Source organism: Neorhizobium descurainiae (genome assembly GCF_051400715.1).
Classification (GTDB): domain Bacteria; phylum Pseudomonadota; class Alphaproteobacteria; order Rhizobiales; family Rhizobiaceae; genus Neorhizobium.
The window spans coordinates 41,388-67,783 of sequence record NZ_JBLFFK010000015.1; the positions used below are offsets into that span (position 1 = coordinate 41,388).

General features: G+C 61.8%; 25 protein-coding genes and 1 pseudogene. 6 read left to right on the top strand and 20 right to left on the bottom strand.

What is annotated here, in order from left to right; translation table 11 throughout:
* Nucleotides 1-50 precede the first annotated feature (50 nt).
* Complete coding sequence (locus ACMGE0_RS33720) at nucleotides 51-980, bottom strand: helix-turn-helix transcriptional regulator (protein ID WP_495885023.1); 930 nt, start codon at nucleotides 978-980, stop codon at nucleotides 51-53.
* Between the two features lie 487 nt (nucleotides 981-1,467).
* Between ACMGE0_RS33720 and ACMGE0_RS22470 the strand changes: the two genes are divergently transcribed.
* Nucleotides 1,468-2,475 carry an HAD family hydrolase gene (locus ACMGE0_RS22470; RefSeq protein WP_436818119.1) on the top strand — a complete coding sequence of 336 codons (1,008 nt, stop codon included), beginning with the start codon at nucleotides 1,468-1,470 and terminating at the stop codon, nucleotides 2,473-2,475.
* Nucleotides 2,476-2,588: 113 nt separating this feature from the next.
* On the opposite strand, the gene ACMGE0_RS22475 is transcribed toward ACMGE0_RS22470, so the two are convergent.
* The 3 genes from ACMGE0_RS22475 to ACMGE0_RS22485 form a co-directional block, all read right to left on the bottom strand.
* Nucleotides 2,589-4,316, bottom strand: coding sequence for a tetratricopeptide repeat protein (locus ACMGE0_RS22475; RefSeq protein ID WP_436818120.1), 1,728 nt, complete (start codon nucleotides 4,314-4,316; stop codon nucleotides 2,589-2,591).
* 135 nt (nucleotides 4,317-4,451) lie between these two features.
* Nucleotides 4,452-4,751, bottom strand: a complete 300-nt coding sequence (locus tag ACMGE0_RS22480) for a hypothetical protein (RefSeq protein ID WP_436818121.1) — start codon at nucleotides 4,749-4,751, stop codon at nucleotides 4,452-4,454.
* Nucleotides 4,752-5,037: 286 nt separating this feature from the next.
* Nucleotides 5,038-5,349: a hypothetical protein gene (locus ACMGE0_RS22485; protein WP_436818122.1), complete on the bottom strand. Its 312-nt coding sequence runs from the start codon at nucleotides 5,347-5,349 to the stop codon at nucleotides 5,038-5,040.
* 763 nt (nucleotides 5,350-6,112) lie between these two features.
* Between ACMGE0_RS22485 and ACMGE0_RS22490 the strand changes: the two genes are divergently transcribed.
* A complete protein-coding gene (locus ACMGE0_RS22490; protein ID WP_436818123.1) occupies nucleotides 6,113-6,907 on the top strand; it encodes a transporter in 795 nt (264 codons plus the stop codon).
* Between the two features lie 148 nt (nucleotides 6,908-7,055).
* Here the strand turns inward: ACMGE0_RS22490 and ACMGE0_RS22495 are convergent, their stop codons facing one another.
* Nucleotides 7,056-7,166, bottom strand: coding sequence for a DUF6065 family protein (locus tag ACMGE0_RS22495; RefSeq protein WP_436818124.1), 111 nt, complete (start codon nucleotides 7,164-7,166; stop codon nucleotides 7,056-7,058).
* A gap of 433 nt (nucleotides 7,167-7,599) precedes the next feature.
* Nucleotides 7,600-8,511, bottom strand: coding sequence for a DMT family transporter (locus ACMGE0_RS22500; protein ID WP_436818125.1), 912 nt, complete (start codon nucleotides 8,509-8,511; stop codon nucleotides 7,600-7,602).
* A 105-nt stretch (nucleotides 8,512-8,616) separates the two neighbouring features.
* Here ACMGE0_RS22500 and ACMGE0_RS22505 point away from each other — a divergent pair, with 105 nt between their 5' ends.
* Together ACMGE0_RS22505 and ACMGE0_RS22510 are read left to right on the top strand one after the other, a co-directional pair.
* On the top strand, nucleotides 8,617-9,384 hold the full coding sequence (locus tag ACMGE0_RS22505; protein ID WP_436818126.1) for an AraC family transcriptional regulator: 768 nt from the start codon (nucleotides 8,617-8,619) through the stop codon (nucleotides 9,382-9,384).
* 81 nt (nucleotides 9,385-9,465) lie between these two features.
* Nucleotides 9,466-9,987, top strand: a complete 522-nt coding sequence (locus ACMGE0_RS22510; protein ID WP_436818127.1) for a phospholipase D-like domain-containing protein — start codon at nucleotides 9,466-9,468, stop codon at nucleotides 9,985-9,987.
* Nucleotides 9,988-10,092: 105 nt separating this feature from the next.
* Here ACMGE0_RS22510 and ACMGE0_RS22515 read toward each other — a convergent pair whose 3' ends face one another.
* Nucleotides 10,093-10,986 (bottom strand): LysR family transcriptional regulator, encoded by an 894-nt coding sequence (locus ACMGE0_RS22515; RefSeq protein WP_436818128.1) that lies wholly within the window; start codon nucleotides 10,984-10,986, stop codon nucleotides 10,093-10,095.
* 103 nt (nucleotides 10,987-11,089) lie between these two features.
* Between ACMGE0_RS22515 and ACMGE0_RS22520 the strand changes: the two genes are divergently transcribed.
* The gene (locus ACMGE0_RS22520; RefSeq protein WP_436818129.1) at nucleotides 11,090-11,959 is read left to right on the top strand and encodes an SDR family oxidoreductase; all 870 of its coding nucleotides are present in this window, start codon (nucleotides 11,090-11,092) and stop codon (nucleotides 11,957-11,959) included.
* Between the two features lie 41 nt (nucleotides 11,960-12,000).
* Nucleotides 12,001-12,473 (top strand): annotated as a pseudogene (locus ACMGE0_RS22525) (AtaL-like protein).
* 154 nt (nucleotides 12,474-12,627) lie between these two features.
* Here the strand turns inward: ACMGE0_RS22525 and ACMGE0_RS22530 are convergent.
* The 13 genes from ACMGE0_RS22530 to ACMGE0_RS22590 all read right to left on the bottom strand — a co-directional run bounded on the left by ACMGE0_RS22530 (nucleotide 12,628) and on the right by ACMGE0_RS22590 (nucleotide 26,164).
* A complete protein-coding gene (locus ACMGE0_RS22530) occupies nucleotides 12,628-12,987 on the bottom strand; it encodes a 4Fe-4S binding protein (protein ID WP_436818130.1) in 360 nt (119 codons plus the stop codon).
* Entirely contained in the window at nucleotides 12,984-14,570 is a 1,587-nt protein-coding gene (locus tag ACMGE0_RS22535) for an FAD-dependent oxidoreductase (RefSeq protein WP_436818131.1), read from the bottom strand. Before ACMGE0_RS22535 ends, ACMGE0_RS22530 begins: the two co-directional genes overlap by 4 nt.
* Nucleotides 14,571-14,580: 10 nt before the next feature.
* On the bottom strand, nucleotides 14,581-15,345 hold the full coding sequence (locus ACMGE0_RS22540) for an ABC transporter ATP-binding protein (protein ID WP_436818132.1): 765 nt from the start codon (nucleotides 15,343-15,345) through the stop codon (nucleotides 14,581-14,583).
* Nucleotides 15,318-16,211 carry an ABC transporter permease subunit gene (locus tag ACMGE0_RS22545; RefSeq protein WP_436818133.1) on the bottom strand — a complete coding sequence of 298 codons (894 nt, stop codon included), beginning with the start codon at nucleotides 16,209-16,211 and terminating at the stop codon, nucleotides 15,318-15,320. The genes ACMGE0_RS22540 and ACMGE0_RS22545 overlap by 28 nt, the downstream gene beginning before the upstream one ends.
* Before the next feature lie 17 nt (nucleotides 16,212-16,228).
* The gene (locus ACMGE0_RS22550) at nucleotides 16,229-17,203 is read right to left on the bottom strand and encodes an ABC transporter substrate-binding protein (RefSeq protein ID WP_436818134.1); all 975 of its coding nucleotides are present in this window, start codon (nucleotides 17,201-17,203) and stop codon (nucleotides 16,229-16,231) included.
* A gap of 43 nt (nucleotides 17,204-17,246) precedes the next feature.
* The gene (locus ACMGE0_RS22555) at nucleotides 17,247-18,584 is read right to left on the bottom strand and encodes an LLM class flavin-dependent oxidoreductase (RefSeq protein WP_436818135.1); all 1,338 of its coding nucleotides are present in this window, start codon (nucleotides 18,582-18,584) and stop codon (nucleotides 17,247-17,249) included.
* Nucleotides 18,585-18,672: 88 nt separating this feature from the next.
* Nucleotides 18,673-20,334 (bottom strand): copper resistance CopC/CopD family protein, encoded by a 1,662-nt coding sequence (locus ACMGE0_RS22560; RefSeq protein WP_436818136.1) that lies wholly within the window; start codon nucleotides 20,332-20,334, stop codon nucleotides 18,673-18,675.
* Nucleotides 20,331-20,849 carry a YcnI family copper-binding membrane protein gene (locus ACMGE0_RS22565; RefSeq protein ID WP_436818137.1) on the bottom strand — a complete coding sequence of 173 codons (519 nt, stop codon included), beginning with the start codon at nucleotides 20,847-20,849 and terminating at the stop codon, nucleotides 20,331-20,333. The genes ACMGE0_RS22560 and ACMGE0_RS22565 overlap by 4 nt, the downstream gene beginning before the upstream one ends.
* A 22-nt stretch (nucleotides 20,850-20,871) precedes the next feature.
* Nucleotides 20,872-21,669, bottom strand: coding sequence for an ABC transporter ATP-binding protein (locus ACMGE0_RS22570; protein WP_436818138.1), 798 nt, complete (start codon nucleotides 21,667-21,669; stop codon nucleotides 20,872-20,874).
* Complete coding sequence (locus ACMGE0_RS22575) at nucleotides 21,663-22,679, bottom strand: ABC transporter permease (protein WP_436818139.1); 1,017 nt, start codon at nucleotides 22,677-22,679, stop codon at nucleotides 21,663-21,665. Before ACMGE0_RS22575 ends, ACMGE0_RS22570 begins: the two co-directional genes overlap by 7 nt.
* Nucleotides 22,680-22,691: 12 nt before the next feature.
* Nucleotides 22,692-23,717 carry an ABC transporter substrate-binding protein gene (locus tag ACMGE0_RS22580; RefSeq protein WP_436818140.1) on the bottom strand — a complete coding sequence of 342 codons (1,026 nt, stop codon included), beginning with the start codon at nucleotides 23,715-23,717 and terminating at the stop codon, nucleotides 22,692-22,694.
* 124 nt (nucleotides 23,718-23,841) lie between these two features.
* Nucleotides 23,842-24,960, bottom strand: a complete 1,119-nt coding sequence (locus ACMGE0_RS22585) for an LLM class flavin-dependent oxidoreductase (protein WP_436818141.1) — start codon at nucleotides 24,958-24,960, stop codon at nucleotides 23,842-23,844.
* Nucleotides 24,961-24,979: 19 nt separating this feature from the next.
* Nucleotides 24,980-26,164 (bottom strand): acyl-CoA dehydrogenase family protein, encoded by a 1,185-nt coding sequence (locus ACMGE0_RS22590; protein WP_436818142.1) that lies wholly within the window; start codon nucleotides 26,162-26,164, stop codon nucleotides 24,980-24,982.
* Between the last annotated feature and the right edge of the window lie 232 nt (nucleotides 26,165-26,396).

Here is a 26,396-nt window from a genome sequence, read left to right on the forward strand (position 1 = left end):
GATGTCAGAAGCCAGCGGCCATCCGCTGCCGCTTGCCTGCGCGCGCAGCATCATTGGCGCTTCGTGTCCCGAGGACTGAATCCGAAGTGACGGCGAAAAGCCGACGAAAAATTGGTGGGATGACGATAGCCCGTATACCAGGCTGCCTGGGCAACGCTCCAACCTTCCTGCTCCATGCCGCGCAGGGCGCGTTCCAATCTCTTTTCGGTGAGGAAGCCGAATACCGTTTTCCCGGTAACGGCTTGGAATTTCGTCTTGAAGGAGGATAAACTCATGCCTGCTTCGCGCGCGAGAACAGGCAAATGATGCTCCTTTTCGAGATGCGCCTCCAGATATTCGCACACGCGCATGATCCGCGCGCGGTCCCCGCCGAAAACGGCTCCGCCCCGTTCGCCATCGTTGTCCACGACATGCGCGAGTAGCTCCAGCGCGCAGCTTTCTGCAACGAGCTTATCCGTCAAAGGATTGAAGGGCTGCCGGAAAAGCCGTCTGGCGAGATCCATCGTTCGCTGGCCGGCAATGAGGGTCGCCACATTGCTCGACCGCGTCCGGCGGTCTATCTCGTCGGCCAGGTCGGGATCGGCGAGCGCGGAAGCCTGAGCCTGGATGACAAGCAGACCGTTCCGCTCTCCTCCCTGTGCCTCGGTCACCATTGTCAGGGCTTCGCCAGCGGAGAGCAATGCGACTGTCCCCGGCTCGATCCCGACCTCCTGGCCATTGTCGAGGACATACCTCATCCGATCGCCGAACACCGAGAAAATGAGCATGAGGGAGCGCCCAAGAGTGCCTGTGCGCCTGCTCTCCCGCAAGGAAAGCATGTCGGACGTGCAAATTTGCAGGCCGCTCGGCAGACGTCTGTCCCGGACGATGCCCTGGAAAGCAACGTCTTCTCCATCCTCTTCGCCGGAAGAGACCGACCCGCTGTAACCCCATCTGCTTGCTATGTCGGCGAAGAGCCGATCGTCTATGTTTTCCAGCATGAATACGACTGCAGTCCAGAACAAACATGAGTTTTATTATCATGTTTTATTCGACGGTGCCATCTGAATCGGCGCGCGCCGGCCTGATCGTAAGATCGCCTCCCGCTGTTTCCCGGTACGCAACAGTAAATGCCTTGGCATTTACAGTGCTGCTGACAAACACCCCGAAATCCTGAGTCTCCGGCCTGATCGGACAGTTTTCTATTTCGGCGAGCCTTGCTCGACCGGAAGGAAAAGCTGATCTGCCGCCGAGGGCGGCATGGCAACGTGACAGACCCTGAGCGAGATGGATCAGTCCTTTCTCGCTTTTTACATGTCCTCGTTACCGTAACGTACTTCCGCGTGTCCCAACGCACAGTGATGCTTCATCTCCTGGATATCCGTTCTACCGGCTCTGGATAGTGGCCAAACGTCCCAATCTACGCGCCGTGAGGAACTGACCTTCTTCCAGCCTTCAACGAAGGGAAAGATCACACAGGAGACGATTATGATAAAAGCGTTCCGGGATATCAGTCTTGTTCTCTACGCGCTATTCGCAGCCATCGCTCTGGCCACCGGCATCCTGCCCGCACAGGCGCAGGAGCCCCTTCCCTCATGGAACGATACGCCAGCAAAGACCCGGATCATGGAGTTTGTGACGGCCACCCTCGCCGAGGGCAGCGAAGGATATGTCCCCCCGGAGAACCGTATCGCTGTCTTTGACAATGACGGCACCCTCTGGACAGAGCAGCCATACTACTTTCAGCTCGCCTTCATGCTCGACAGAGTGACCACGCTCGCGCCCCAGCATCCCGACTGGAGCACCAGGGAACCTTTCAAGAGCATTCTCGAAGGAGATCTGAGAAACATAGCGAAGGATGGCGAGAAAGGTATCGTCGAACTCGCAATGGAAACACACGCGGGCATGACGACCGATCAATTCAACGCCATCGTCACTGATTGGTTCGAAAAAGCTCGACACCCGAAGACGAGCCGGCGCTTCGACGAGATGACGTATCAGCCGATGCGGGAGCTCCTGGACTACCTGCGGGCAAATGGATTCAAGACCTACATCGTATCCGGTGGCGGCGTAGAGTTCATGCGGCCGATAACGGAGAAAGCCTACGGTATTCCGCCCGAGCAGGTGATCGGCAGCACCATTCTCACCGATTACGCTCTCGTGGGCGACGTACCTGTGCTCAGGCGGCTGCCAAAGATCGATTTCATCAACGACGGTCCGGGAAAACCTTCCGGCATCAACAAGTTTATCGGTCGCAGGCCTGTCTTCGTGGCCGGCAACTCGGATGGGGACTACGAGATGATGCGCTGGGTAACTGCAGCCAAGGGGCCTGGTTTCGCGATGCTTGTCCACCACACCGACGCCGAGCGTGAATACGCCTATGATAGAAAATCGGAATTTGGCCGGCTGGACAAAGCTCTGAATGAAGCCGAACGGCGCAACTGGCTCATCGTCGACATGAAAAGGGACTGGGCGAAAATTCATAGGTGGCAGTGAGGGCCGGAACGAAACCCCTGCCGTTCCTGACCGGATCGGCTTGGAGAATTGCGGACGTTGTGTTCATCTCTCCCCCTGCGCCGTCCCGTCGCCGCGGAAGGTCTAGCCGGCGATCAATTCGTGGCTCCTGCGGGCGCTGCGATGGTCATGGCCTTTTGAAGCCCGTCCTGAATGGAGGCAATCAGCTCCGGTCTGTAGCGGCGCTGCTGCATCCGGGAGGCAAAGGAATGTTGAAAGTCCGGAAGCGCTTCCCTCAGCAGAGCCAGTCGTTCTCCGGCGGCGGCAGAACCTATCTCACCCAGTGCGGCCGCTCTCAGTGCCCTGACGAGGAAATCACCGCACGGCATCTGCTCCGCGAGAAGAGACGCATTGGAGAAATCCCCCCTGCTATAGGCGTCCAACGCCAGAACGAGACGAGCATCCCGGGGCACCGCCTCGATATTCCTGCCGGCATCCTCCGCCAGGGAGACGGCCGCGTTCCTGTAGCCGGAGGAAAAAAGTACGGCAGCCAGTTTGGCGAGAACCTCGGGATTGTTGGGGTTGAGGCGCAGGGCCCGATTGCCGGCTTCGATCGCAGCCTCGGTGTTTCCCCGATAGAATTGAACCGTCATGAGAGCCAGGTATGCCCGGTCTGAGGATGGGGCGACCGACACCGCCGTATTTGCAAGAGACAAAGCGCGGGCTCCGGCGGGACTGTCCAGATCGCCGCCCAGGGACACCGCAAGCACGCGCGCCAAGGCGGCGGCGGCATCGGAGTCGTTTGGCCGGATTTGGATCGTGCGCTCCAGGCATTGCCCAGCCCGCATGATATCTTCCTGGGTCCCCTCGTCCAACTCGTACTCTGCCCGCAGGACGCAGGTATTCCCCAGTGATCGCATGGCGCGATCGCTATGCGTCTCGAGATTGTTGATGACACCCCTCGTGGTGGCGAAACGCTTGGCAAGGACGGATACCACTTCGTCCCGGGCTGCCGCAGCGCTCCGTCCGTCTGCCGCAGTCCTTTCGACGCCCGACTTGAGAATACTCCCTGTCCGGGAGTCCACCACCTGCCACCAGACGCTTCGGTCATCCTCGTCTGCGTAGTACTTAAGCTCTATGTCGTAGGAATTCCGCCTTGGCGGTCGCAGCGCTCGGGTCACCGATGCCGTCGGGATTGCCTTTTCGGCCGAGATGTCCAGCGTTCTGAACTGCGACATGGCACTTACGAGGTAGTTACCCACAACCTCCGCCTCATGGCTATAATCCTCGTCAGCTGCGGAGATCGTCAGTGTCACGGCAGGCCTTTCGGACAAGGTGGGGCGGTTGGACGTCCAGGCCCAGCCTGCCGCGAGAGCAGCCAGGACCAGGACGGCCATCGACGATCTGTAGGTGCCATATCGCCCCAGGCGCCGCAGCAGCGGCAGCCTGCTCTCCGTGGCTGCCTGATCGACAAAGCGGTCCGCCTCGGCCATCTCCTCTTCGGTCGGCCTGGCAATGACGACGGAGCGGGTGAACACCGTCAGATAGTGTCCGATCGGCAGATGGATGCCGATATCGAGTTCGTCACCATAAGCCTCGTAGTAAGTGCTGAGCGCCGACCTCAGCCTGCTCACTTCAATCCGGACGATCGGATCCGAATTCGGATCGAAGCGGGGCGGCCGTCCGAGAACGTCGAGCGCGATGGCGTAGGCCTTCACCCCTTCCGTGTCCCCTTCGAAATACCGCGCCGCGATATATCGCAAGAGGTTCTTTGCCCGCTCGGTCGCATGAAACCGCGGATCCGACAGGAGCCTGTCGAGCTCTTTTCTGGCCTCCGCCTCCGATACTTCCGCTATCCATTTGCTGTCTTCACCAGCGTTCATCGCTGCACCGCCTACAATTGGATGTTGGTACATATAGAACGACGCCCACCACAGGTAAACGACACGCCAACGGCTTTCGCACTGCCGATAAATGTAATGCTAACGATCTTCCTAAGGGCGCTCCCGGTTTGCGTGCTAATCCGGCACATGATGTCGATGATCGAGACAGTATTGGATGACGTCCGCTTCGATATCGATACAGATCGTCCGGTATTCCCCGATCAGGGCCGTGTCGGAATTGGATTGGTCGGCTTCGAGCTTGTCGAGCATCGCGCAGGCCTCCTCGTATGCTTCGCAAAGTTCGGCAAGGGAGGACGATCGCGCTGCGAGGATCTGCAGCCTGCCCCGGACGGTTGGCAGTCTCAGCATCAGCTTCAGCAATCCACGCTGCCCGGCCTCGCCTGATGCTTCTCCGCTGTTGTTTCGCCCGGGCATCACCGGCGGCCTCCTGGGTGTTCACCGAAAACAAACTTACCTTCCGGCCGCGTCGGGGGAAGTACGCAACAGTTACAGAATGCCCATCGATGCAATGTATCTCAGCTTCAGATTTGCTCTTAGGCATTACCACCATCAGATTGGCCACCGTGTGGATCTGCCTTCCAATTCGCTACATCACAAAATGATCAGGGCCCGCACGCACTAACATGCAGGCCCGCAGCAGAGAGACTGTCCGGCACCCATCAGATTTCTAACCTGATGGGTGCCCCGGCAAACCATAAATCTACCGAACGTACACGATCCTGTCGCCGTTCGCGGCCTTCTCGATGATGATGACGTTGTTCAGTTCGACCCTCTTCTGCTGCAGGAACGATCTTAATGCATTGTCGGCTCTCAACTCCTCTTGCGCCTGGAGTATCTTCTGATGAGTGATCGTGGGAACCGAATGAACGCCCTCGCTGCCCTTGTCTGCCTCGGCCAGATAGATCACGCTCACATTCTTGTCGGAAATGGCGCCGGTCGTCTGCGCATATGCGCTGCCCAAGCAACCAGAGAAAATCATCGCCGCAAGAGCGATGGACGCTGACTTTTTCATTGTTCTCTCCGTTATCGATGAATAGGTTCAATGGACGTCAGTCTGCTGACCGGACAATGGCAGCATGAGCCATCTTCCAAAGTAAGTACGCAACGGTAATTTACGTTGCGCTCTCTCCCAAATCGCCTTGAAACGTACCCCTTGCGGGAACCGCCTTGCGAAGTTCAGGATGCGCCCTGAGCAATTCATGGTGAGCGTCACGAACGCCCCACCTTCCCTTTGCTGAGGAAGACCGCAAGATATGCTTCTTCATTGATAGGAGCGGAACGGAAGGGATGGATCTGCCTCGAAAAGTCTCGTGGCAATATTGAACCGGGTCATAAGCCCGCGTCTATTCCTCGCTTGGGCTTTGGACTGCCCGAGCAACGTCACCGCCTAATAAGAAACGTTAACAATTTACTGTAATTAACTTTCATTTTACGTGGGTTGCCTTCTAACCTCCCCCGCTATCGGAACCGAGAGCAGTCTTCCAAGGGGGATAGAACATGCCGGCATATTCGATTCGTCTACACCAATGCGTTTCCGTTGCCGTCTAGTGGGGATGGAGCGAGGCTTGGCGATTTCAAATCGCGCGTTTTCGGAAGCGGTCCCCAGATCAGCTACAAGTTCAACGTCAATGACAAGGTCGACGGTTATCCGAACCTCAAGGGCCATTGTGAATCGGCGCCGGGAACCGCGCCGAAGGATGGAATACCTGGCTGACCCTTTCTCTTGCCTGCCGCGAGATCGCAGCAAGCAATCTTGAAATGAGGGATATGGAACAATGGGCCTTTCGAAAAGCGTCTCTCTTCTGCTTCTCGCTTGCTCTGCCACGGTCGCCGGCGCTCAGGAGCATGATGTCGACGATCTCTCCAAGAAGCTGTCGAACCCCGTCTCCAACCTGATCAGCGTTCCCTTCCAGAGCAATTTCGACTTCGGAGCCGGTGCAGAAGACGATGGCTTTTCATACACGCTGAACATCCAGCCCGTCATCCCGATTTCCCTCAACGACGACTGGCTGGTCATTTCCCGGACGATTCTGCCGATCGGCTATCGCGACTATTTTCCGGGTGAAACGGTATTCGGGATCGGCGACATCACGCAGAGCTTCTTCTTCTCGCCAAAAGCGCCCGGCCCTGGTGGACTGACATGGGGCGTGGGACCGGTGTTTCTCATTCCTACTGCAACGGATGACAACCTCGGCACAGGGAAATTTGGCCTGGGTCCTACCGCCGTCGTGCTGACGCAACGCGACTCCTGGACAATCGGCGCCCTCGGTAACCACATCTGGTCGGTGGCCGGAGAAGGCGACCGCGAAGACGTCAATGCGACATTCCTGCAGCCTTTCGTCTCCTACAATCTCGGTAACGGCAGGAGCATCTCGCTCAACACCGAATCCACTTACGACTGGGAAGCCGACCAGTGGACCGTTCCGATCAATCTATCCTTCTCGCAGGTGACCCATATCGGTAAGCAACCAGTCAGCTTTCAAATAGGTGTCAGGTACTATGCAGATACCCCGGAGGGCGGACCGGAATGGGGTATTAGGGCAGGCATTACATTGCTTTTCCCGGAATAGCGTTCCTTCGTCCCTGACAGCTCGGTGGCGAGGAACACGCTCTCTATCCTTTGCTGCGGGCTTCGCTCGCCTTTCCCATCGTCCGCTTCGAAGTGCACCCGATGATCGGCGCGGGTGAACAGCCGGTTCATGGTAAATGTGTAGGGGACTAGTCGGTCTCTACAACGCCGATGAGCGGCGCTATGGCCTCTTTTGGCCGGTTGATCGGTCCGGTGACATAAAGATCATAGCCCGGTTCTGTTCGAAAGAGGCAGGGCACGCGGAATGTGAGGACGCCCTTACCGAAGCGGCCTGTCGCCGGGGGAGCCTATTGCGGCTTTGCTGATCTCAGCCGCCGCTCAGGTAGCGCTTTCGCGGGGAGGGCCGGGAACCCGCAAGCCAAGACCACAAACCTCTCCTGGGCAATCAAGTCGGACCTAGGCTCCGCAAACGGTGTGAAGCTTCGAGTTCAGCCCGCCTTTCACCGCAGCAGCCGTTTCGGGAGACAGTAGGCTGTGGGCCGATGGCGCGGTCAACAGGGACTTTTCTCTACCAAAGCTCGATATGCCGACCGGTGTCAGCGTCTTTCCGGGTGAATTATATCGGCCATTGAAGATCTGGGACGAGCGGACCTACGCGAACCTCTTCATGCGCGCGGGCATCGGTGGCTATCCGGCGGCAAATGGGAGAGGCGGATCGCATTGACTCATCCATCAATCAATTCTTTTCACTCGGGCTGCAACTGCCCGCCTCTTTAGGCTTGGTTTTCTCTGAACAAGAAAGATCCCCGCAATCGTCATGCCGCCGCCGATGAGGTGATAGACATGCAGCGTCTCATCCAGAAACAGCGCGGCGACCACCGCCGTGATGACAGGGATGAGGTTCATGAAGATCGCCGTGCGCCCGGCACCCAGATGCTTCACGGCCGACATCCAGACGAAGGGCGCGATGATTGAGCCGGGAATGGCGGTGTAGAGGATCATGGTCGCATTGGCCGGCGTGAAGCTCGCCGCGCCTTCTATGAGATAGCCGGGCAGCAGCAGTACAACGGCAGCGCCCATCTGCACATAGAGCGAGGTCCAGACGGCAAGCGGGATGGACCATTTCTTGAGCAGAATGCCATAGCCGGCATAGGCAAGAACCGCGATCAGCATGATGGCGTCGCCGCGGCCGACCCCTTGCGAGAGAAGCAGCGACAGGTCGCCTTTGCCCAGCACGACGAAAATACCGCAAAGCGAGAGAATGCCGCCCAGCAGGGCGAGGGATGACGGCGTCTCGCTAAGGAAAAGCGCGCTCAGCATGAGAGTCAGGAGCGGCACCAGCGAGAGCAGGATCGCCATGTTGGTGGCGGAGGTGAAGCTCGCCGCATAATAGCCAAGACCTTGGCACACGGCCATGCCGAGCAGCCCGAGAATGGCGAGTTTCGGCAGATATTTGCCGATGGTCTTCCGGTGCCGCCAGGCGTCTTTGGCGACGAAGGGGGTCACGAGGACGAAGGCGAGGAACCAGCGCTCGAAGGCAATCACGCCGGGCGGAATGGCTCCGGCGGCGAGCTTGCTGACGATGGTGTTCCCCGCCCAGATGGAGACGGCCAGAAGGGAGAAGAGGAAGTATTTGACAGACATATGGAACGCTCCGGTTCGTCGAGATTTGCCCTTGGCCTATCAAATGGCGCATTATCGTTATATAGCGTTTTCCGGACAACCCGTTGCGATGATCGGACATGAAGGATGAAGCATAATATCCGGGAAGGCGAACGCCCTGCGCCCGTGTCGTTCCGAACCGAGAGCTATGACGCGGGCGGCGTGTTCGAGATGCGCCGCCAGCCCTGGGGCAAGGTGGGCTATGCGGTGAGAGGCGTGATGGAGGCCATGGTCGAGGGGCGGCGGTTTCTCTGCCCGCCGCATTACGCCACCTGGATACCCGCCGACGCGCTGCATTGCTGCCATAACCGGCAGAACGTGCAATTCGTCTCGGTCTACATCGAGCGCGCGCTTTGCGCCGACATGCCGGAGACGCCATGCACGCTTGCCATGAGCCCCCTCGTCAAGGCCATCCTTGCCGACTTCGCCGCACGCAATGTCAAGGTGCCGAATACCGAGGCGGATATCCGCCTGGCGCTGGTGCTCGTCGATCAACTGCGGCAGGCACCGCGCAGGGACACTTACCTGCCTGTATCGGATGACGAATTGCTGCGGCCCGTCATCGAAGCGCTTCAGGAAACCCCGAGTGACAGACGATCCCTGGCTGAATGGGCGCGGTGTCTTGGTGCCACCGAAAGAACCCTCTCCCGGCGTTTTCACAGCTCGCTTGGAATATCGTTCAACGAATGGCGGCAGCGGCTGAAGCTGGTCGCTTCTCTCTCCATGCTTGAGAATGACAAGCCGGTGCAGGAAATCGCGGATGATCTCGGCTACAGCAGTCCATCCGCATTCATCGCAATGTTCAGAAGGCAGACGGGCGTCAGCCCTACGCATCTATCCCATAACAACGAATAGATGGTCGATCTCCCTCCCCATGGAGGTTTGCGGGAGAACGCTTCCAACTAATCGAGCCATTCACCGTCTCACGAAAAGACAATGACAAGCAGCCTATCGCGGCTTGTCGACACGGCGGGACAGGGCAGCTTCCATCCTTCACTGCCTGCGACAACGTATGGCAAGAACTTGGCAGCCTCCATCGCGACATTACGGGAACACGACAATTTTTCCTTGGTTGGCTCTGCGTCTCCGAACGGGCGCGGCGGACGCGGAGACGTGCATGTTCATGGCAAGCTCATGCTCGTAGATGATCGTTGGGCTACGATTGGTTCTTGCAACTTACATGCACGATCCCTGCTCGGTCATAGCGAGATGAATGCTTCTATCTACGATCCGAACTATGTATCCACGCTTCGGTGTGAATTGCTGGAAGCACATGTCGGCCGTGCCACGAACCACCTCACGGCTATAGACGCGATCAAGCTCTACCGCCAGATCGCCCGTGCGAACCGGAAGAGAAGGGATGCAGGAGCTTCGGATTGGCAGGGGCTCGTTTTCGAGCTGGATATCTGCCCGCGCGTGATCGACGGCGGTGCGCGGGAACGCCCCCCTACACAATGACCGCTATGAAGGCACAAAGCTCTTAACGAGAATCGAACCGCAGACTCGCGATGTCGCGGGAAGATAGCTAAAATCTCATGTCTTCACTTTCGCTTTGAGCAGAGCTTATTTTGCGACATAAGCCGCCAGCTCTTCCGCCGTACCCTTGGGAAACGCCACTTTCAGATAGTCGAGGAAGGCAGACACGCGTGCGCTGAGCAACCGTCGCGACGGATAAAGAGCCCAGAGCTGAGTTTCGGGGCCATCGACATCCCCCCAACGCACCAGCGTGCCTGCAGCAAGATCATGGCTGACCAGCGATACAGGGAGACGGGCCGCGCCGATGCCCATCCGGACGGCGTCTCGGACCGTGGTCAGCGAGGATAGGCAAAGAACTGGATCGATGAGAATGTCGGATCGCCCGGTCGGGGTCGTCATCCTCCACGTCCTAGCTTGGTCCGGCGAGCCGCGGACGACGACTGGTATCACCGCCCCTTCCGCTGGGCGCGCGACGCTCGGGCTTGCCACGATCACCAATCCATCACGTAGGAAGATCCGTCCAACAAGGCTCTCATCCGGGTCGGGATTGACACGGATCACCAGATCGTACCCTTCCTCCACCATATCGACGGCGCGATCTTCCGTCGTGATTTCCAGGCGAACCTCCGGATATTTCATTGCGAATCCCGCAGCCAACTTGCCCATCGCCGTCTGCGAAAACAGCAATGGTGCGCTGATCCGCAACCGGCCCCGTGGCCTGTCGCCGCCAGATGCGATGGCTGCCGCCGTTTCGTCCAGTTCCGTGAGCAGCGCGCCAGCCCGCTCGTAAAGCGCTCGGCCTTCCTCCGTCAGCCTCAGCATCCGCGCACCGCGTTCGAAGAGACGCAGGCCGAGACTGGCCTCCAGTTCAGCCACGCGGCGCGAGAGCGTCGCCTTCGGACGTCCGGTCGCGCGTGCGGCGCGGCCGAACCCGCCATGGCGCGCTACGGTAACGAAATCGGCGAGAGCGGACAGATCCATGTGTTCCATCTACGAGACGCTGAGTCCAGATTAAGCGTCTATTGGGCCATCTGTGAACCGATCATATTCGGGTTGTCAACAATGACCAACCCGGAGAATTCACATGACTATCCTTGTAACAGGCGCAACCGGCCGTGTCGGCCGCCACGTTGTCAGCCAGCTTCTCAAGCGCAATGCCAGCGTTCGCGTTCTCGTCCGTGACCCTTCGAAAGCTAACTTCCCGGCCGGTGTGGACGTCGTGCAAGGCGACATGCTCGACATCGACGCACTGCGCGCCGCCTTCAGCGGCATCAGAACGCTCTTCCTTCTCAACGCGGTGGCGGGCGACGAATTCACGCAAGCGCTCATCACCCTCAACATTGCCCGCGAGTCAGGTGTCGAGCGGGTCGTCTACCTGTCGGTGATCCATAGCGAGCGGTTCGTGAACGTGCCCCACTTCGCCGTAAAGTCGGGTGCCGAGCGGATGATCGACGAGATGGGTTTTAGCGCCACCATCCTGCGTCCGGCCTACTTCATCGACAATGAACTGATGATCAAGGACGTCATCCTCAATCACGGCGTCTATCCGATGCCGATCGGCGGGAAGGGTATCGCCATGGTTGATGCGCGCGACATCGCCGAGGTGGCGGCAATCGAGCTGGTCCGTCACGATTCTGCGCCTGGCAAGCTGCCGATCGAGACCATCAACCTGGTCGGCCCGGACACGCTCACCGGTTCGGACCTGGCCGCCATCTGGTCGGAGGTCCTGGGTCGCGCCGTCGTCTATGGCGGTGATGATTCCACCGCTTTCGAGCAGAATCTGGCGACCTTCATGCCGAAATGGATGGCCTACGAAATGCGGCTGATGGCCGAGCGCTATGTCAGCGACGGCATGGTGCCCGAGGCGGGCGATGTCGAGCGTCTCACCCGTCTACTGGGACGTCCGCTACACACCTATCGCGCATTCGCCGCCGAACTCGCCGCCTCGGTCTGAGTGCAGCGGGCAACCCGACCCCAACAAGAAGGAACATCGTCATGATCTATTCCACTGCCACTGTCCCTGTGAACCCCGAGGGCGAAACGCCGCTGACCCGCGCGCAGGCGTGAGCCGGACTGGAACTGAAGGCCCGCGACGCCCGCCTCTTCCTGCCGCCGGGCCTCTGCACCCGCTGCGACGTCGTCGAGGAGAGCGCCACCCATTTCGTGCGCGAAGCCACAATCGGCGGCGCCGATCTCCGAGAAATCGTCACGCTGGAACCCGAGCGTAAGGTAACCTTCTTCCAGGCCACCGGCCCCCGCGAAGGCGCGATCGTCAACGAACTCTATGTAGACGAGACCGGGCGCTTCAGCTCAGCTTCTATTGCTATCTCGGTTTGCGCGACAAACAGCCCGGCGGTCCGGAAGAGCAGGCAGAACAGGCACAGTTCGACAGCGACAAGGGCTACAAAGCCGCGCTGCTGTCGATCCTCAAGCGTACCCGTGAGCTGCTCGCGGAGGGCAGGCTCTGACCGCCACCAGGAATATAAAATGCGGACGTCCTCGAGAGGGCGTCCTCTCCAGAGGAGTAGGCCCGTGAGGCTTTCCACACCCGGATACACCGACCGCCTTGATAGGAATCGAGCCCTTCAAGGCCTCGGAAGGGTAAATCGGCGAACGCCGAAGTCAGGCCGTGCTTTTCTGCGCCAGTTCGCGGGCACGCAGAAATACCCGCTCCATTTGCCAGTGCTCGTTGGTATAACGCGGATCGCCGGCCCATTCGTCCCAGCCGTGGAGTCTCCGGAATTCACCGAGCAAGCCGGACTGCACGATGAGGGATACGTCCGTTTCGACGGTGCGTTCGCAGTCGGGCGCGACATAGATCGCATCATACGGACAGTAGAGTTCGCACATGAAGCAGGTCTGGCAGTCATCCTTCCGCGCGATCGCCGGAATGCCGGGGCCGGCATCCAGAACGTTGGTGGGACAAACGGCAACGCAGGCGTTGCAGTTCGCGCAGCGATCTTCGACGATGACCTCGATCACGATGCCAGCTCCATCGGGCGAGAAGACTCCAGGTTCGTCCACACCCTGTCGAGACCGCCCGAGACGATGCGGCCGGCAAGGCGTGGATCGGTCTGCGACCTGTCTTCCCGCTGATGCATGCCGCGGCTCTCGTCGCGAGCCAGCGCGGAGGCCGCCGACCAGCGCGCCGTCGCAAGCATCGCCGCCGTTTCCCTGGTCCGCAGGGCGGTTTCGCTGCTTCCGCGGGCATGGCCGCTGAAGGCGGTCCAGAGATCATCGAGCAGGGCTGCCGTTCGGACGAGCCGGTCGCCGCGGCGGAAGATATTGCGATCGTAGGCGAGCATCTCGCCCTGAACAACGGCGAGCGCTCCGCGCAGGTCGATCGCATGTTCGCTGTCGGGACGCAGGCCTGCCTGCCCGATCGGGCGACCAGGCGACCGCGAACGGACCGAACCAGCAAAACGAGCCGCTCCTTCGCCTGCCCACTGGCCGGAAGAAACCGCCCAGGCCGAATTGATGTTGCCGCCGCCGGAAATCGCCCCTGCCACCAGCTCGCGCGTCGCCGCATCGCCCGCGGCGTAGAGGCCCGGCACGGAAGTTTCGCAATTCTCGCCCGTGATTCTCAAACCGCCGATGCCGCGGATCGTGCCTTCGCCGTGCAAGGTCACTTCGAAGCGCTGCGTGTAAGGATCGATGCCCCAGCGGTGGAATGGCAGCAGGAAATTCGGCGAGATGATCGGAACCTTGCCGCGGATGTCCTCCGGCGTCTTGTGCAGGTCGCAAAAAACACGCCCCTTCAAAAGGGCCGCGGCGAGTGGCCGGGTCGTATCGGGGCCGGCCGGAATGGGAATGGCGTTCCCGTCCTCGTCATAGTAGGTGGCGAAGGCGTAGGACATCGAGCGTGTCATCGTCGACCCCTTGGCCGCCACGGTATAGTAGTTGGTGAATTCCATGCCGGAAAGATCGGCACCGGCTTCCGCCGCCATCAGATAACCGTCACCCGTATTCGTATGGGAGCCAAGCAGCCGCGAAAGGAAGGACGTGCCGCCGGTCGCCAGGATGACGGCGCCCGCATTCACCCGCCAGCGGCCGCCGGCCTGCCGGCGGATGCCCTGCGCCCCGCCAATGGTGCCGTCCCCTCGCTGGAGCAACTCGAGCGCCGGACAGTGATCGAGGATTTTGACGCCGAGATTCTCGCTCTGCTGCCGCAGCGCCCGCATGTATTCCGGCCCGCGCAGCGCCCGGTATTGCGTGACACCCTTTTCGTCCTTCGAGAATTTGTAGAGCCCTTCCAGCGTCGGCAGGCTTTCCCAGGTCCTGGCAAGGGTGCGCGCCATCCATTCGGCGTCATTCAGGCCGAAGCCGCTCTTGCGGCGGGCTGCAATCGCCGCCTCACGCAGGTCGGCCGGATCGGGCGGTATCCACCAATGGCCGGGGCCAGCCGTCGCCGTCACGCCGCTCGTACCGCAATAGCCTTTGTCGGCAAGGATGACGGAGGCGCCGGCGCGCCGCGCTGCGGCCGCCGCCCAGTTGCCCGCCAGTCCGCCGCCGACCACCAGCACGTCTGCACTCAAATCCACGAGATCGTCCTGGTGTCCCGACATTGATTATTCCCTACGCCACCTCTTCATGACGGCCATGGCGCACGCCGAGCCAGCCGAGCAGCCGGCCGCGAAGCGCGGCAAATTCCGGATCGGCGACATCGCGCGGTCTTTCAAGCGCAATCCGCTCTTCATGGGCGATGACGCCGTCCTTCATGACCAGCACGCGGTCGGATAGCAGCAGGGCTTCCTCGACGTCATGGGTGACGAGCAGCACCGCGCAGCCGTGCCGTTGCCAGAGTTCGCCGACAAGCTCCTGCGCCTTGATACGGGTCAGAGCGTCGAGGGCGGCGAAAGGTTCGTCGAGCAGCAGCAGATGCGGCTCCCGGACCAGCGCGCGGGCGAGCGATACGCGCTGCGCCTCGCCGCCGGAGAGCACCTTCGGCCATTGGTCCGCGCGCTGGGCAATGCCGACCTCCTCGAGCGCGGCAATGGCCCGCTCCCTGTCCGGAGAGCCAGGAAGGCCCAGCACGACATTGCGCCAGACGGCTTTCCACGGCATCAGCCGCGGCGCCTGGAAGGCGACGGAACGGCGAAGCGGCACTTCGACTTCGCCGGAGATCTCGCGGTCGAGATCGGCAAGGATGCGCAGCAGCGTGCTCTTGCCACAGCCGCTCGCGCCGAGCAACGCGACGAACTCGCCGGCGCCGATATCGAGATCGAGGTCCTTGAGAACCTCGCGCTCGCCGAAACGGCGGGAAAGCCCGCGCACCTTCACGACGGAAGGAGCCGCGACCGCCCTTACGGCGGTCAGGTTCCGCTGAATGCCGGTCGCCATGACAGGAATATCCTTTCGAGCGTTCTGACGATAAAATCGACCGCAAGGCCGAGGAAGGCGTAGACGGCAAGGCAGACGACGATGACGTCGGTCTGGAAGAACTCGCGGGCATTGGCCATGAGATAGCCGATGCCGGCCGTCGCGTTGATCTGCTCGCCGAAGACCAGCGCCAGCCATGCGATGCCGAGCGAGTAGCGCAATCCAACCAGCGCGGAGGGCAGCGCGCCGGGCAGGATGATGTGACGGATCATCGCGAGACGGGAAAGATTGAGCGTACGCCCCGCCTCGATCAGTGTCGCATCGACATTGCGGATGCCCGCATAGACGTTGAGATAAAGCGGAAAGGCCGTGCCGAGCGCAATCAGCGCCACCTTCGGCGCCTCACCGATGCCGAACCAGATGATCAGCAGCGGGATTAGCGCCACGTTCGGCACCGTTCGCAGCATCTGCACAGTAGCGTCGATCAGATCCTCGCCGAGCCGGAAAAGACCCGAAAGCACGGCAAGTGAAACACCGGCAGTACCGCCGATCGCTAGCCCCGCCAGCGCACGGCCGAGCGAGACCCACATCGCCTGTTGCAACTCACCGGTCTCTATGAGCTTCGCCGCACTGCTGAGCACCACGGCAGGTCCGGCCAGCACTTCCTCCGGCAGCACGCCGGTGATGGAGGCCAGGTGCCAGAGAAGAACAAGAAGCACCGGCCCCAAGGCACGCCGCAGCCAGCGCGGCACGCCGCGGCGGGCCGCCGACAGCGGCTCGATGCGCTTCAGCACGACGCCCCGCGATGATGCCTGGCGGCGGCCGTCAAGCGCTGCATCGTGCAGTTTCTCGGCAGATTCTATCCTGACCGTCGCAATGCGGTTCATCGATCAACTCCCGTGCATCAATTGCTAGGCAGGTCGCGATAGACGTATTTCGAAAGGTCGAGATCGCCGGAAAGCACGCCGGCCTCCTTCCAGGTGCCGAAGACGTTCTGCAGCGAAACGGCGAAGGCATCGTCCAGCGGCACGCGCTTGAACGCCGCCTCGTCGTCATAGGTCTCGGCGACGATCGACCTGTCCTGCTTGGAAAAGGCCGCATAGAAGTCGATATAGGCGTCCTTGTTTTCGAGCGACCATTTGTAACCGCGCTCGATCCGGGCGGCGAAGTCGGCGATCGCTGCAACCTTGCCCGGATCGGCAAGCGCGCTGTCGGTGGCGCTGAGCACGCCGTTGCCGGTATTGATGCCCTGACCGTCGATCAGCACGCGCGCCTTCTGCGTCCCGACCGTGCGGGCGAGATAGACGCCCCAGGTGCCCCAGGCGTCGATGCTGCCGGTCTGGAATGCCGCGCTGGCGTCCGCCGGCGTCAGAAAGGCAAGCTTCACGTCGCCCGCCTTGAGACCGGCCCTCTTCAGGACGCCGACCGTCAGGTAATGCGCGACGCTGCCGCGCGTCGTCGGCGAAATCGTCTTGCCCCTCAGATCCTCGATCGTCCTGATCGGGCTGTTTTCGGGGACGAGCAGCGCCGTGCCGCGCCCGCCGTTGGAGAAGGCGGCGACCACCTTGATCTTCGAGCCGCCGGCAATGGCGCTGACCGTCGGGCTGTCGGCCGCCGAGCCTATATCGACGGCATCGGCCTTCAATGCCTCATGCAGGTTGACGGCCGCCGCATAGACCGACCATTCGATCCTGTAGGGCACGTCCTTCAGCAGACCGGCCGCCTCCAGCTTGGCGCGCACTGCGCCTGTCTGGTCGCCGATCCGCAGCGTCACGTTCGAGAAGTCTTCGGCTGCAAAGGCCGATAGCGGAGCAGCGGAGAGGAAAGCCGCGAGACCGCCGGCGAGAAGATTGAATGCGCGTCTTGAAAGAATGGTCATGGATGTTGCCCCGGTTCCGGTCGCTGGTCGTATCTTGGGAGGATCACTCGGCGGCGACGGAAACGTCGCTTGCCGCATAGCGGTTGCGCGGCACTGGAATGCCGAGATTGCCGCGGAAGGTTTCGGACTCGTATTCTTCCCGGAAAACGCCGCGCTTCTGCAGGATCGGAACGACCGTCTCGGTCAGCACTTCCAGCTCCTTCGGCAGCGAGACGTTGACGACGAAGCCGTCCGAGCCGCGCTCGACGAGCCAGCGTTCGAAGGCATCGGCCACCTGCTCCGGCGTGCCGATGAAATCCGTGCGCGGCGTGGCGAAGCGGAGCGCCACCTCGCGCAGCGTCAGATTGCCCTTGCGGGCGACTTCGATGATCCGGTTCGACTGGCTCTGGTTCGAATTGGCGCCGTGAGCGGAAACATCCGGGAACGGCGCATCGAGATCGTGCCGGAGGAAATCGTAGTCGTTGAACGGCCGGCCTAGCATGGAAAGCGCATTCTCGACCGACGTCAGATTGGCGAAATCCTGGTACTTCCGCTCGACCTCCTCTTCCGTGGAGCCGATCACCGGACGGATGCCCGGCAGGATGAAGAGCTCGTCCGGATCGCGGCCGAAGCCGGCGGCGCGCTGCTTGATGTCGCGATAATAGGCCCTGCCCTCCGCGAGACTGTCGTGATGGACGAAGATCGCATCGGCGCGCTGGGCCGCATAATTGCGGCCGTCCTCGGAAGCGCCAGCCTGGAAGACCACCGGCTGCCCCTGCGGCGAGCGGGCGATGTTGAGCGGCCCCTTCACCTGGAAGAACTCACCCTTGTGATTCAGCGTATGCAGCTTCCTCGGGTCGAAGAAGACGCCGCTTGCCTTGTCATGCACCAGAGCATCGTCCTCCCAGGAATCCCAGAGGCCCTGGACGACATCGAGATACTCGCCGGCAAGCTTGTAGCGCACGTCATGGGCGAGATGGGACTGCTTGCTGAAATTCGAAGCGCTTCCCTCCAGCCACGACGTAACCACGTTCCAGCCGGCGCGGCCGCCGCTGATATGGTCGAGCGAGGCGAACTGGCGGGCGACGTTGAACGGCTCGCTGTAGCTCACCGTCAGCGTTCCCACGAGGCCGATATGCGACGTCGCGCCGGCAAGAGCGGACAGGATCGTCAGCGGCTCGAAGCGATTAAGATAATGCGGGCTCGATTTTTCGGTGATGAAGACGCTGTCGGCGACGAACAGGAAATCAAATTTCGCTGCTTCCGCGATCTGAGCCTGCCGCTTGTAATAGGTGAAACTGGTGCTTGCCGTCGGGTCGGCATCCGGATGACGCCAGTCTCCCCATCCCATGCCGACACCATGCAGCATGAAGCCGAGTTTCAACTGCCTTTTGCGTGGCATAGCAATCTCCTGACGAAACGCCGGTTGCGAACAGCGGCACATTTGCTGTTGCCAGACTATTGTCTATAAAAATTATAGAATAGGCATTTTATTGCGTATTGGCGGCTTCAGGTGAGAAAGGATTTCCACCAGCGCCCGGTTTACGCACATTGAAGAGGTCGGTGGCTATAATCGATCGAAAGTCATCGACGAGCACCGTTGCTCTCACCACCCAGAAACCGTCGATCGGCAGAAAATTGCCTTGGACGACATAGCGCCCGCCGCCCGCCCTGACCGCATCATGGGTGAAGGGGCCGATGCCATAGGCCGGCTTTTCCAGATCGAGGCTGATGGACATCGGCTCGAAAGGCTTGCCGTCCAGCTGGATATCGTCGATCTCGATCGTGACCGGGCCGACCAGCGCCGGTCTCAAGGTCAACCGCGCCGTCAAGCCATCCTTCGCGACCGCGATGGTCTGCGCCGACGGGGCCCTCTCGGCGATCGCCCGCGGCGGCGGGGTGAAGCGCCAGAGGCCGAGCACGCCGACGATGGCAAGCGCGATCGCCGTTTCGGCAAGAACGCTGCGTTTCAGATGCCGCAGGCTTGGCCCCTCACCCGCAAGTGCGCCTTCGGTCAACCGGTAGCGATTGAAAGCAGCCAACGCGAAGAGAAGAGCGACAAGCGCAAGCTTCGTCAGCAGCACAACGCCATACTCGGTCGTCCAGAGCGCCGAAACATGACCGATCTGGACTGCGGCGAGGAAAAATCCGCTGACCGCCAGCATGAAAACGACGGCGGAGATCGCCGAGGAGAAACGCCGGAGCGCATCGGCAGCCGCACCGTCGCCGCGGCCGAGCACATCGGCAAGCGGCATCAGCGCGCCGATCCATGCGATGACCGACAGGGCGTGAAGGAAGACCGCCGGTGCCGTCAGGAACCGCGGCGGCGCGGTGGAGGCGTGGCCGGCACTGGCGAAGGCGACCCCGGCAGCCAGCAGGGCGATCGCCGCGAGCCACCGCTTGAGTCGCAGAAGGGAATAGTGGGCGACCAGAGCCGTGAGCAGCGCGGCCGCAGCCGTCAGCGTCGCCCGGCCGTAGGCCGTCGACCACAGGCCGGCCGACCATATATCCGGTCGGCTCAATGATGCGAATGTCTCGCCGAGCGCATCGAGGCCCTGGAAGCCGATGAGCGCCGGTGCTGCCAGAATGGCAAGGACGAGAAGTCCCGACACCGCATTACGGACCGTCGGCCGGAGGTCGATGCCGGCGAAAGCGATAAACGCCACGCTGCCCGCGCCGAAGATCACGCCGGTCATCAGCAGGAGCCGCGCGGCCCATAATCCTGCGCGGACGGAAAGATCGGAAGAGCCGTTGAGGGAGGCGCCTGCAGCGCTTGGTGCTCCGATCGAGAAAACCTGGCCACCCCCGACAGGGTGACCGTCGGAAGAGGTCACGCGCCAGGAAAGGATATGCGTGCCCTGTTCGAGATTGGCCGGAAGCGCATAGGTGACCGCCGGCCCCTTTCCGCCGTCACCCTTCAGGATTTCCGTCTTGCCGTTCGGATGGATCAGCCGCGCCACAAGCGGCGTCACCGGCTCCGAGAATTGCAGGGTGATCGTCTTCGGCGCCTCCGGCAGCACGGCCGCAGCGGCCGGCTGCGACGCGATCAGGCTGGCATGGGCAAAGGCGGCAGCGGCGAGCGGCCCGAGATAGAGGATACAGAAGACCGCCGCCCAAAAGGTACGGCGACCCGCAGGCGTGGTCAGCTTCACGGCTCGACACGAACCGACGGCGCAGGATACTTCAGATCGTCGGGAGAACCGCCCGCGGTCGGAATCTCGATCCACCGATCGGTCCCGCTCTCGCATTGCTGCACGACAGGCACGAATATCCTCCCGCTGGCCGTCTTGCTAACGGCGGCACGAAAGACGAATTCGTCGTAATAGGCGTCTTCCAGCCTGCCACCCGTCCAGCCGATCTCTTTGATGTTACCTGCCTCGCCATGCCCGTGGCCGGGTGCGGCGGCTGCGTTCTGGACATTGCCGGTGACGATCGACAGGGTCCATCCGGGTTTCGGCTGCGGTTTTGCCTCGGTGAAGCTTTCCGGCAGTGCGATACGAATGCCGGTCGTGGCAGCCCCCTCGCAGCCATGTGGGACGCGCAGAATGAATTTCACCGTCGTTCCCGGCTTCACCTCCCTGTTCTCGAAGGTGACATGGGCACTCGCCGGCACGCCGAAGGAAATTGCAGCGGCGGTCAGAGCAAGATCGCGGAAGATGGATCGCATCGTTCTGTTCTTTCGCATGAGTTCACCAATTCGCTGCAAGCCCGAGATGGCCAAGCGCCTGCTGCCTGAGTTCGGCAAGGCGCGGATCGCCGCGATGGCGCGGATAGGGAAGATCGACATCGAGATCGGCAACGATCTTCGCCGGGCGCGGCCCGAAGATGATGACGCGCTGGGCAAGGAAGATCGCCTCCTCGACATCGTGCGTGACGAGCACCGCCGTCAGCCCGGCCCGCTGCCAGAGCGAGACGAGCTCGGTCTGCATGGCAAGACGCGTGAGCGAATCGAGCTTGCCGAGTGGCTCGTCGAGCAGCAGCAGCCGCGGTTCGTTGACGAGCGCCCGGGCAAGCGCCACGCGCTGCGCCATGCCGCCGGAAAGCTGGTGCGGATAGGCCTTGTCGAACCCCGTGAGGCCGACAAGTTCGATGGCCCGATCGACGCGGTGGCGCGAGGTCTTGAGGATGCCCTGCGCCTCGAGCCCCAGGGCGACGTTGTCCCATACGGTCCGCCAGGGAAACAGCGTGGGGTCCTGGAAAACGAGGATGCGCGACGGGTCCGGTTCGCCGACCACCTCGCCGCCGACCCTGAGTTCGCCCCTGGTCGGGTGGTCGAGGCCGGCGAGGAGACGCAGCAATGTGGACTTGCCGCAGCCGGAGGGACCGAGCAGGGCGATGAATTCGCCCGGCTCGACGGAAAAGGAGACGTTGTCCAGCACCGGCAGCGGCGCGCCTTCGAGCTCGAACTGATGCGAGACGTTGCGGACGCCGATCGGCTGGCCGACGGTCTCGGCCTCGGATTGTTTCAGCGCGGTTGCCGCTACCATCTGACGAGACCTTTCTGCCAGGAGAGTGTCCAGTCGCGAACGCGGAAGAGCATGGTGATGAGGCCTGAGCACATCAGCGCCATGACGAGCAACGCGGCATACATGTTGTTGTAGGCCGCCCAGCCTTGCGCCCATTGCAGATACCAGCCGAGACCAGCCTTGACGCCGAGCATTTCGGCAACGACCAGCACGGCAAAGGACGTACCCAACCCCATGAAAAGGCCGACGAAGACATGCGGCAGTGCCGCCGGGATCGCCACTTTCAGGATGAGGAAAGACGGTTTGGCGCCAAGCGTGCGGGCGATATCGTAATAATCGCGGTTGACGCTGGCGATACCCGACCACGTGAGGATCGTTACCGGGAAGGCAGTAGCGAGGGCGATCAGGAAAACGCTCGCCGAACCGCTGGTCGGGAAGATGAAGAAGGCAAGCGGCAGCCAGGCGGTGGCCGGCAATGGACCGATGAGGCGCAGGACCGGATGCACCCAATAGGCGGCGCTGCGTGACCAGCCGATCGTGGTGCCGATCAGGAAACCCGTCACCGCGCCGAAGAAATACCCCTTCGCCAGCAGCAGGATCGAATACCAGACGCTGATGCCGAGCCGTTCGTAGTCATCGAGGTAAACTTCGAGGATGCTCTGCGGCGAAGAGAAGAACGGAACCGGCAGGATGCCCGTCTTTGCCGTCAGAATCTCCCAGCCAACGAGGACGAGCGAGGCAACCACCAGCCACGGTCCGTAGTAACGGACGGTGGAGGCGAATTGACCGAGCAGCGTGCCGGTCACGGCGACGAACGCCGTGGCGACGGCGACGGCAAGAGAGATCAGCGCCAGCTCCCGCCCGTATGGCTGGGGAATGATCTCCGGCCAGTATTCGATGAGCGCTGCCGCACCGGTCCAGCCGAGCGCCGCCAGAATGCCGGTCAGCGAGGCGTTCCAGCCGATGCGCTGGATACCTTTGCCGACCGAAGTTTCAGCGCCGCCTGTGAGCGCTGGATCGAGAGAGCTCATAACTGCTTCTCCTTATGCGGACAGGACGTCGGCATAGACGCGATCGGCGAATTCCTCCGGATCGGTCGAGCGTTTGAACACCTGGACATCGCGCAGTTCCTGAGCATAGAGCGCGATCTCGGTCTTGAGGTCCGCGCCGACGGGGTTGTGGTCATGCGTCTGGCTCTTCAGCACGCCGACGAGATCCTCGATCGACTTGTCCTTGGGCGCATTCGGCAGGAAGGCCTTGGCGGCGTCCTGCGGCTTGGCGACCGCCCAGTCCTGGGCTTCCAGAAGCGCGCGGGTCAGCGCAGCCGCGGCCGGCTGATCGTCACGGACGAGGCTGCCGCGCAGGCCGACGATGCAGCAGACGCGGTTTTCGAACCCATGGTCGAGGTTGGACGCGATCTGGACGTATTTCGGGTCCTGCAGCCAGAAATAGGCTTTCGGGTCGCCGTCGGCGATCGCGTCGATCTCGCCCTTGTCGGCGGCAAGCTGCAGAAGCTCGCCGGGATACTGGCGCCATTCGACATCGGCCACCGGATCGAGCCCTTCCTTGTGGAGCAGGATCGAGAAGAAGTTCTTGCCGGGGCTTGCGAGGTCGGAAATGCCGATCACCTTGCCCTTGAGGTCCTTGAGGTTGGAAATGCCGGCGGATTTCAGCGCGACGAGGCGCGAGCAGCCGCCATGGGTGCCGGCCGTGATCTTGACGTCAAAGCCCTGCTCCAGCGCCTTCAGCCAGCGCAGCGCCATGCCGATGCCGCCGTCGGCCTTGCCGGTCGCGATCGCTTCGAGCAGCGCCTCGGTGGAGCCGCCGAAATTGATGATCTCGACGTCGAGCCCGTATTTCTCGAAAATGCCCTGCTCCTTGGCGAGATAGCCCGGTGCGAGGCAGATCGCGGTCGCGTTCGACGCGAACTTGATCTTCTTCAGCGAGCCACCGCCCGTGACAACGGCCGGTGCCGCCGCACGCGCGGCGATGCTGCCGAGCGAAAGCGCGCCGAGCGGCGCGGCAACGCCGATCGCGCCTGCCGTTCGCAGGAAGGAGCGGCGGTCCATGCCGGAAACTCCATCGTCTGCCCCAGATAATGTCCTTGCGTTCCAAACCATTGTCCCAGCTCCTTGGTAAAGCTTGAAGAGACTGCGGATGCCTTCCCGGGGCCGCCGCAGATTGGTGAAATCTCTATTCGGCCGCCTGCACGGCGCCCTGCGCATCGCGCTCCGCGATGAGTTCCCGCACGCGCGGGATGAGATCGCGGCCATAGTGGAATGCATCCTCCAGCGGATCGAAACCGCGGATGAGAAAGGTCGTGATGCCGAGGTCGTAATAATCAAGCAGCGCCTCGGCCACCTGGTCCGGTGTGCCGACCAGCGAGGTGGAGTTGCCGCCTGCGCCCGTCAGCGCGGCCATTTCCGTCCACAAGCGCTTGTCGAGACGCGCGCCGCGGGCGGCGGCGGCAAGCAGTCGCTTCGAACCCTCGTTCGGCGGATTGCTGCCGGCGCGGCGGCGGATGTCGATGAGCTTTTCCGCGCCGGGATCGTTGCGCAGCGCCTTGGCCCGTTCGAGGAAGCCGGCCGCCTTTTCCCAGGCCGCTTCTTCGGTGTCGGCAAGGATCGGGCGGAGCGAGAGACTGAAGCGCGGCGAGCGGCCGTATTGCGCGGCGATCGTGCGCACCTTGTGGACGGTCTCGGAGACCTGCTCATAGGTCTCTCCCCAGAGCGCGTAGATATCGGCGTGCTTGCCGGCGACTGAGAAGGCCGCTTCCGAGGAGCCGCCGAAATAGACCGGGATGCCGTCCGGCCCCTGCGGCTTCACATTGGCGAAGGCCTGTTCGACCTGGTAATACGTGCCGGCATAGTCGAAGGGCTTGTCGCTCGTCCATTCCTGGCGGACGATATCGAGATATTCGCTGGTGCGGGCATAGCGCTCGTCCTTGGTCAGGTGATCGCCGTCCTGCGCCAGTTCCTGGTCGTTGCCGCCGGTGATGATGTGCACCGCCACACGGCCGCCGGTCAGATGATCGAGCGTCGCCAACTGGCGGGCGGCCAGCGTCGGGGCGGTGAAACCGGGCCGATGGGCGATCATCAGCTTCAGCTTGCGCGTCCGGCTCGCGACATGCTGGGCGATTAGGATGCTTTCCGGCGAGGTCGAATTGAAGGCGAAGAGCACGCGGTCGAAGCCGCCGTTCTCATGGATCGCCGCCGCCGCCGCGATATGATCGAGGTTGATGATCGGCCCCTTGCGGGCGATCGTTTCGGACGCATTGTGATTTCCGATATAGCCGATGAATTCGACAGGCATGCTATCCTCCGTTCGGTTGTCAGATGCCGAGGGCAAGACGGCCTGCACCGAGGCGCACCGTATCTTCCTGCGGGCTGTGAATGCGGCCGCAGAGCACGTCGCGATGATGGCGCTCGAGCGGATTGTTGCGGGAAACGCCGTGATTGCCGGTCAGCTTGAGGGCCTTCTCGACCGCGGCGATGGCGTTTTCGGTGGTGACGACCTTGATGAGGCCGGCTTCCGATTGGCTGAAGGGCGCGTTCTCGTCGACATCGCGCGTCGCCGAAGCGATGAGACGGCAGTTGACGGCGATCAGTTCCTCGATCTCGCCGACGGCCTGCTGGATGCGCGGCACGGTGGCGAGCGGCGCGCCGAGATTGGTCGGCACCCGGTTCTTGAGGAAGCCCACCAGCCAGTCTCGCGCCGCCTCGGCAATGCCGGTGTAGAGCGCGCCGGGAAGGATGCCGAACCAGGCCGCCTGCCCTTCACCGCGGCTGCCCCACTCTTCGGGCAGGCGAATATCGACGGCATGGTCGAGCGGTACCGCGACATTGTCGAACACCGCGTCATGGCTGCCGGTCGCCCGCATGCCGAGCGGGTTCCAGGTCTTTTCAATGGTGAAACCCGGTGTATCCAGCGGCACCAGGAAACCGCCGACCCGCGGCTGTTCCTCGTCGGTCCGCGCCCAGACGATTGCATAGGTCAGGCCTTCAGCGCCGGTGGAATAGATCTTGCGGCCGCTGATGGACCATCCCTTCTCAGTCCGCCGCGCCGTCGTCGCCGGCAGCCCGCCACGCACCGGCGTGCCGAGCTCCGGCTCCACACGAAAGGCATTGATGAGCGCGCCGTTCTCGACCGCATCGGACAGAACCTTGCGGACCAGATGCCCGGGCCAGCGGCCTGTCGGAATGGTTGCAAGGTTGATGTACTGCATGATCATGATCAGCGCCGTCGAAGGCTCGCCACGGGCAATGGTGCGGATTACCTCCGCAGCCTCCGCAAAGCCGGCCCCGCCCCCGCCGAATTCGACCGGCGCCGTCAGCGCGACAAGACCGGCCTCATGCAGCAGCCGTATATTCTCAGAGGGAAAGGCGGCGCTTTCATCATAAACCGCCGCGGTCTCCGCAAAACGAACCGCGAGCGCTGCGGCAGTCTCAACAAGGGCAGGAGATCTCGATGGCCGGCTGAAGCTTCCGGCAAGGCCCACCAGCTTTGGACGAGACATTCCATTCCCCTGACAATTCAGACCGGAGCGAAAGCTTCGCGGTCTCCCGCATTCATAATTTATATTATCTATTGATTTAATGGACTAAAGGAAAAGACGCGTCGCATTGACGGTGTTTGGTGGAAAATACTGCTGTTTTGGAAGGTCGCTTCGAAACCGTATCGCTGGCGACAGCGCTTTGATGAGGGCTAAACTTCATCCGATTGTGACAAGCAAACGAAGGAGAAACGAA

Bases quoted from the DNA above. Each gene is read 5' to 3' on its own strand.
- ACMGE0_RS22485 (WP_436818122.1), bottom strand. From the start codon at position 5,349: ATGAAAAAGTCAGCGTCCATCGCTCTTGCGGCGATGATTTTCTCTGGT.
- ACMGE0_RS22570 (WP_436818138.1), bottom strand. From the start codon at position 21,669: ATGGTAGCGGCAACCGCGCTGAAACAATCCGAGGCCGAGACCGTCGGC.
- ACMGE0_RS22490 (WP_436818123.1), top strand. From the start codon at position 6,113: ATGGGCCTTTCGAAAAGCGTCTCTCTTCTGCTTCTCGCTTGCTCTGCC.
- ACMGE0_RS22555 (WP_436818135.1), bottom strand. From the start codon at position 18,584: ATGCCACGCAAAAGGCAGTTGAAACTCGGCTTCATGCTGCATGGTGTC.
- ACMGE0_RS22590 (WP_436818142.1), bottom strand. From the start codon at position 26,164: ATGTCTCGTCCAAAGCTGGTGGGCCTTGCCGGAAGCTTCAGCCGGCCA.
- ACMGE0_RS22580 (WP_436818140.1), bottom strand. From the start codon at position 23,717: ATGGACCGCCGCTCCTTCCTGCGAACGGCAGGCGCGATCGGCGTTGCC.
- ACMGE0_RS22550 (WP_436818134.1), bottom strand. From the start codon at position 17,203: ATGACCATTCTTTCAAGACGCGCATTCAATCTTCTCGCCGGCGGTCTC.
- ACMGE0_RS22575 (WP_436818139.1), bottom strand. From the start codon at position 22,679: ATGAGCTCTCTCGATCCAGCGCTCACAGGCGGCGCTGAAACTTCGGTC.
- ACMGE0_RS33720 (WP_495885023.1), bottom strand. From the start codon at position 980: ATGCTGGAAAACATAGACGATCGGCTCTTCGCCGACATAGCAAGCAGA.
- ACMGE0_RS22500 (WP_436818125.1), bottom strand. From the start codon at position 8,511: ATGTCTGTCAAATACTTCCTCTTCTCCCTTCTGGCCGTCTCCATCTGG.
- ACMGE0_RS22480 (WP_436818121.1), bottom strand. From the start codon at position 4,751: ATGCCCGGGCGAAACAACAGCGGAGAAGCATCAGGCGAGGCCGGGCAG.
- ACMGE0_RS22510 (WP_436818127.1), top strand. From the start codon at position 9,466: ATGACAAGCAGCCTATCGCGGCTTGTCGACACGGCGGGACAGGGCAGC.
- ACMGE0_RS22475 (WP_436818120.1), bottom strand. From the start codon at position 4,316: ATGAACGCTGGTGAAGACAGCAAATGGATAGCGGAAGTATCGGAGGCG.
- ACMGE0_RS22470 (WP_436818119.1), top strand. From the start codon at position 1,468: ATGATAAAAGCGTTCCGGGATATCAGTCTTGTTCTCTACGCGCTATTC.
- ACMGE0_RS22515 (WP_436818128.1), bottom strand. From the start codon at position 10,986: ATGGATCTGTCCGCTCTCGCCGATTTCGTTACCGTAGCGCGCCATGGC.
- ACMGE0_RS22585 (WP_436818141.1), bottom strand. From the start codon at position 24,960: ATGCCTGTCGAATTCATCGGCTATATCGGAAATCACAATGCGTCCGAA.
- ACMGE0_RS22565 (WP_436818137.1), bottom strand. From the start codon at position 20,849: ATGCGATCCATCTTCCGCGATCTTGCTCTGACCGCCGCTGCAATTTCC.
- ACMGE0_RS22520 (WP_436818129.1), top strand. From the start codon at position 11,090: ATGACTATCCTTGTAACAGGCGCAACCGGCCGTGTCGGCCGCCACGTT.
- ACMGE0_RS22505 (WP_436818126.1), top strand. From the start codon at position 8,617: ATGAAGCATAATATCCGGGAAGGCGAACGCCCTGCGCCCGTGTCGTTC.
- ACMGE0_RS22535 (WP_436818131.1), bottom strand. From the start codon at position 14,570: ATGTCGGGACACCAGGACGATCTCGTGGATTTGAGTGCAGACGTGCTG.
- ACMGE0_RS22545 (WP_436818133.1), bottom strand. From the start codon at position 16,211: ATGAACCGCATTGCGACGGTCAGGATAGAATCTGCCGAGAAACTGCAC.
- ACMGE0_RS22540 (WP_436818132.1), bottom strand. From the start codon at position 15,345: ATGGCGACCGGCATTCAGCGGAACCTGACCGCCGTAAGGGCGGTCGCG.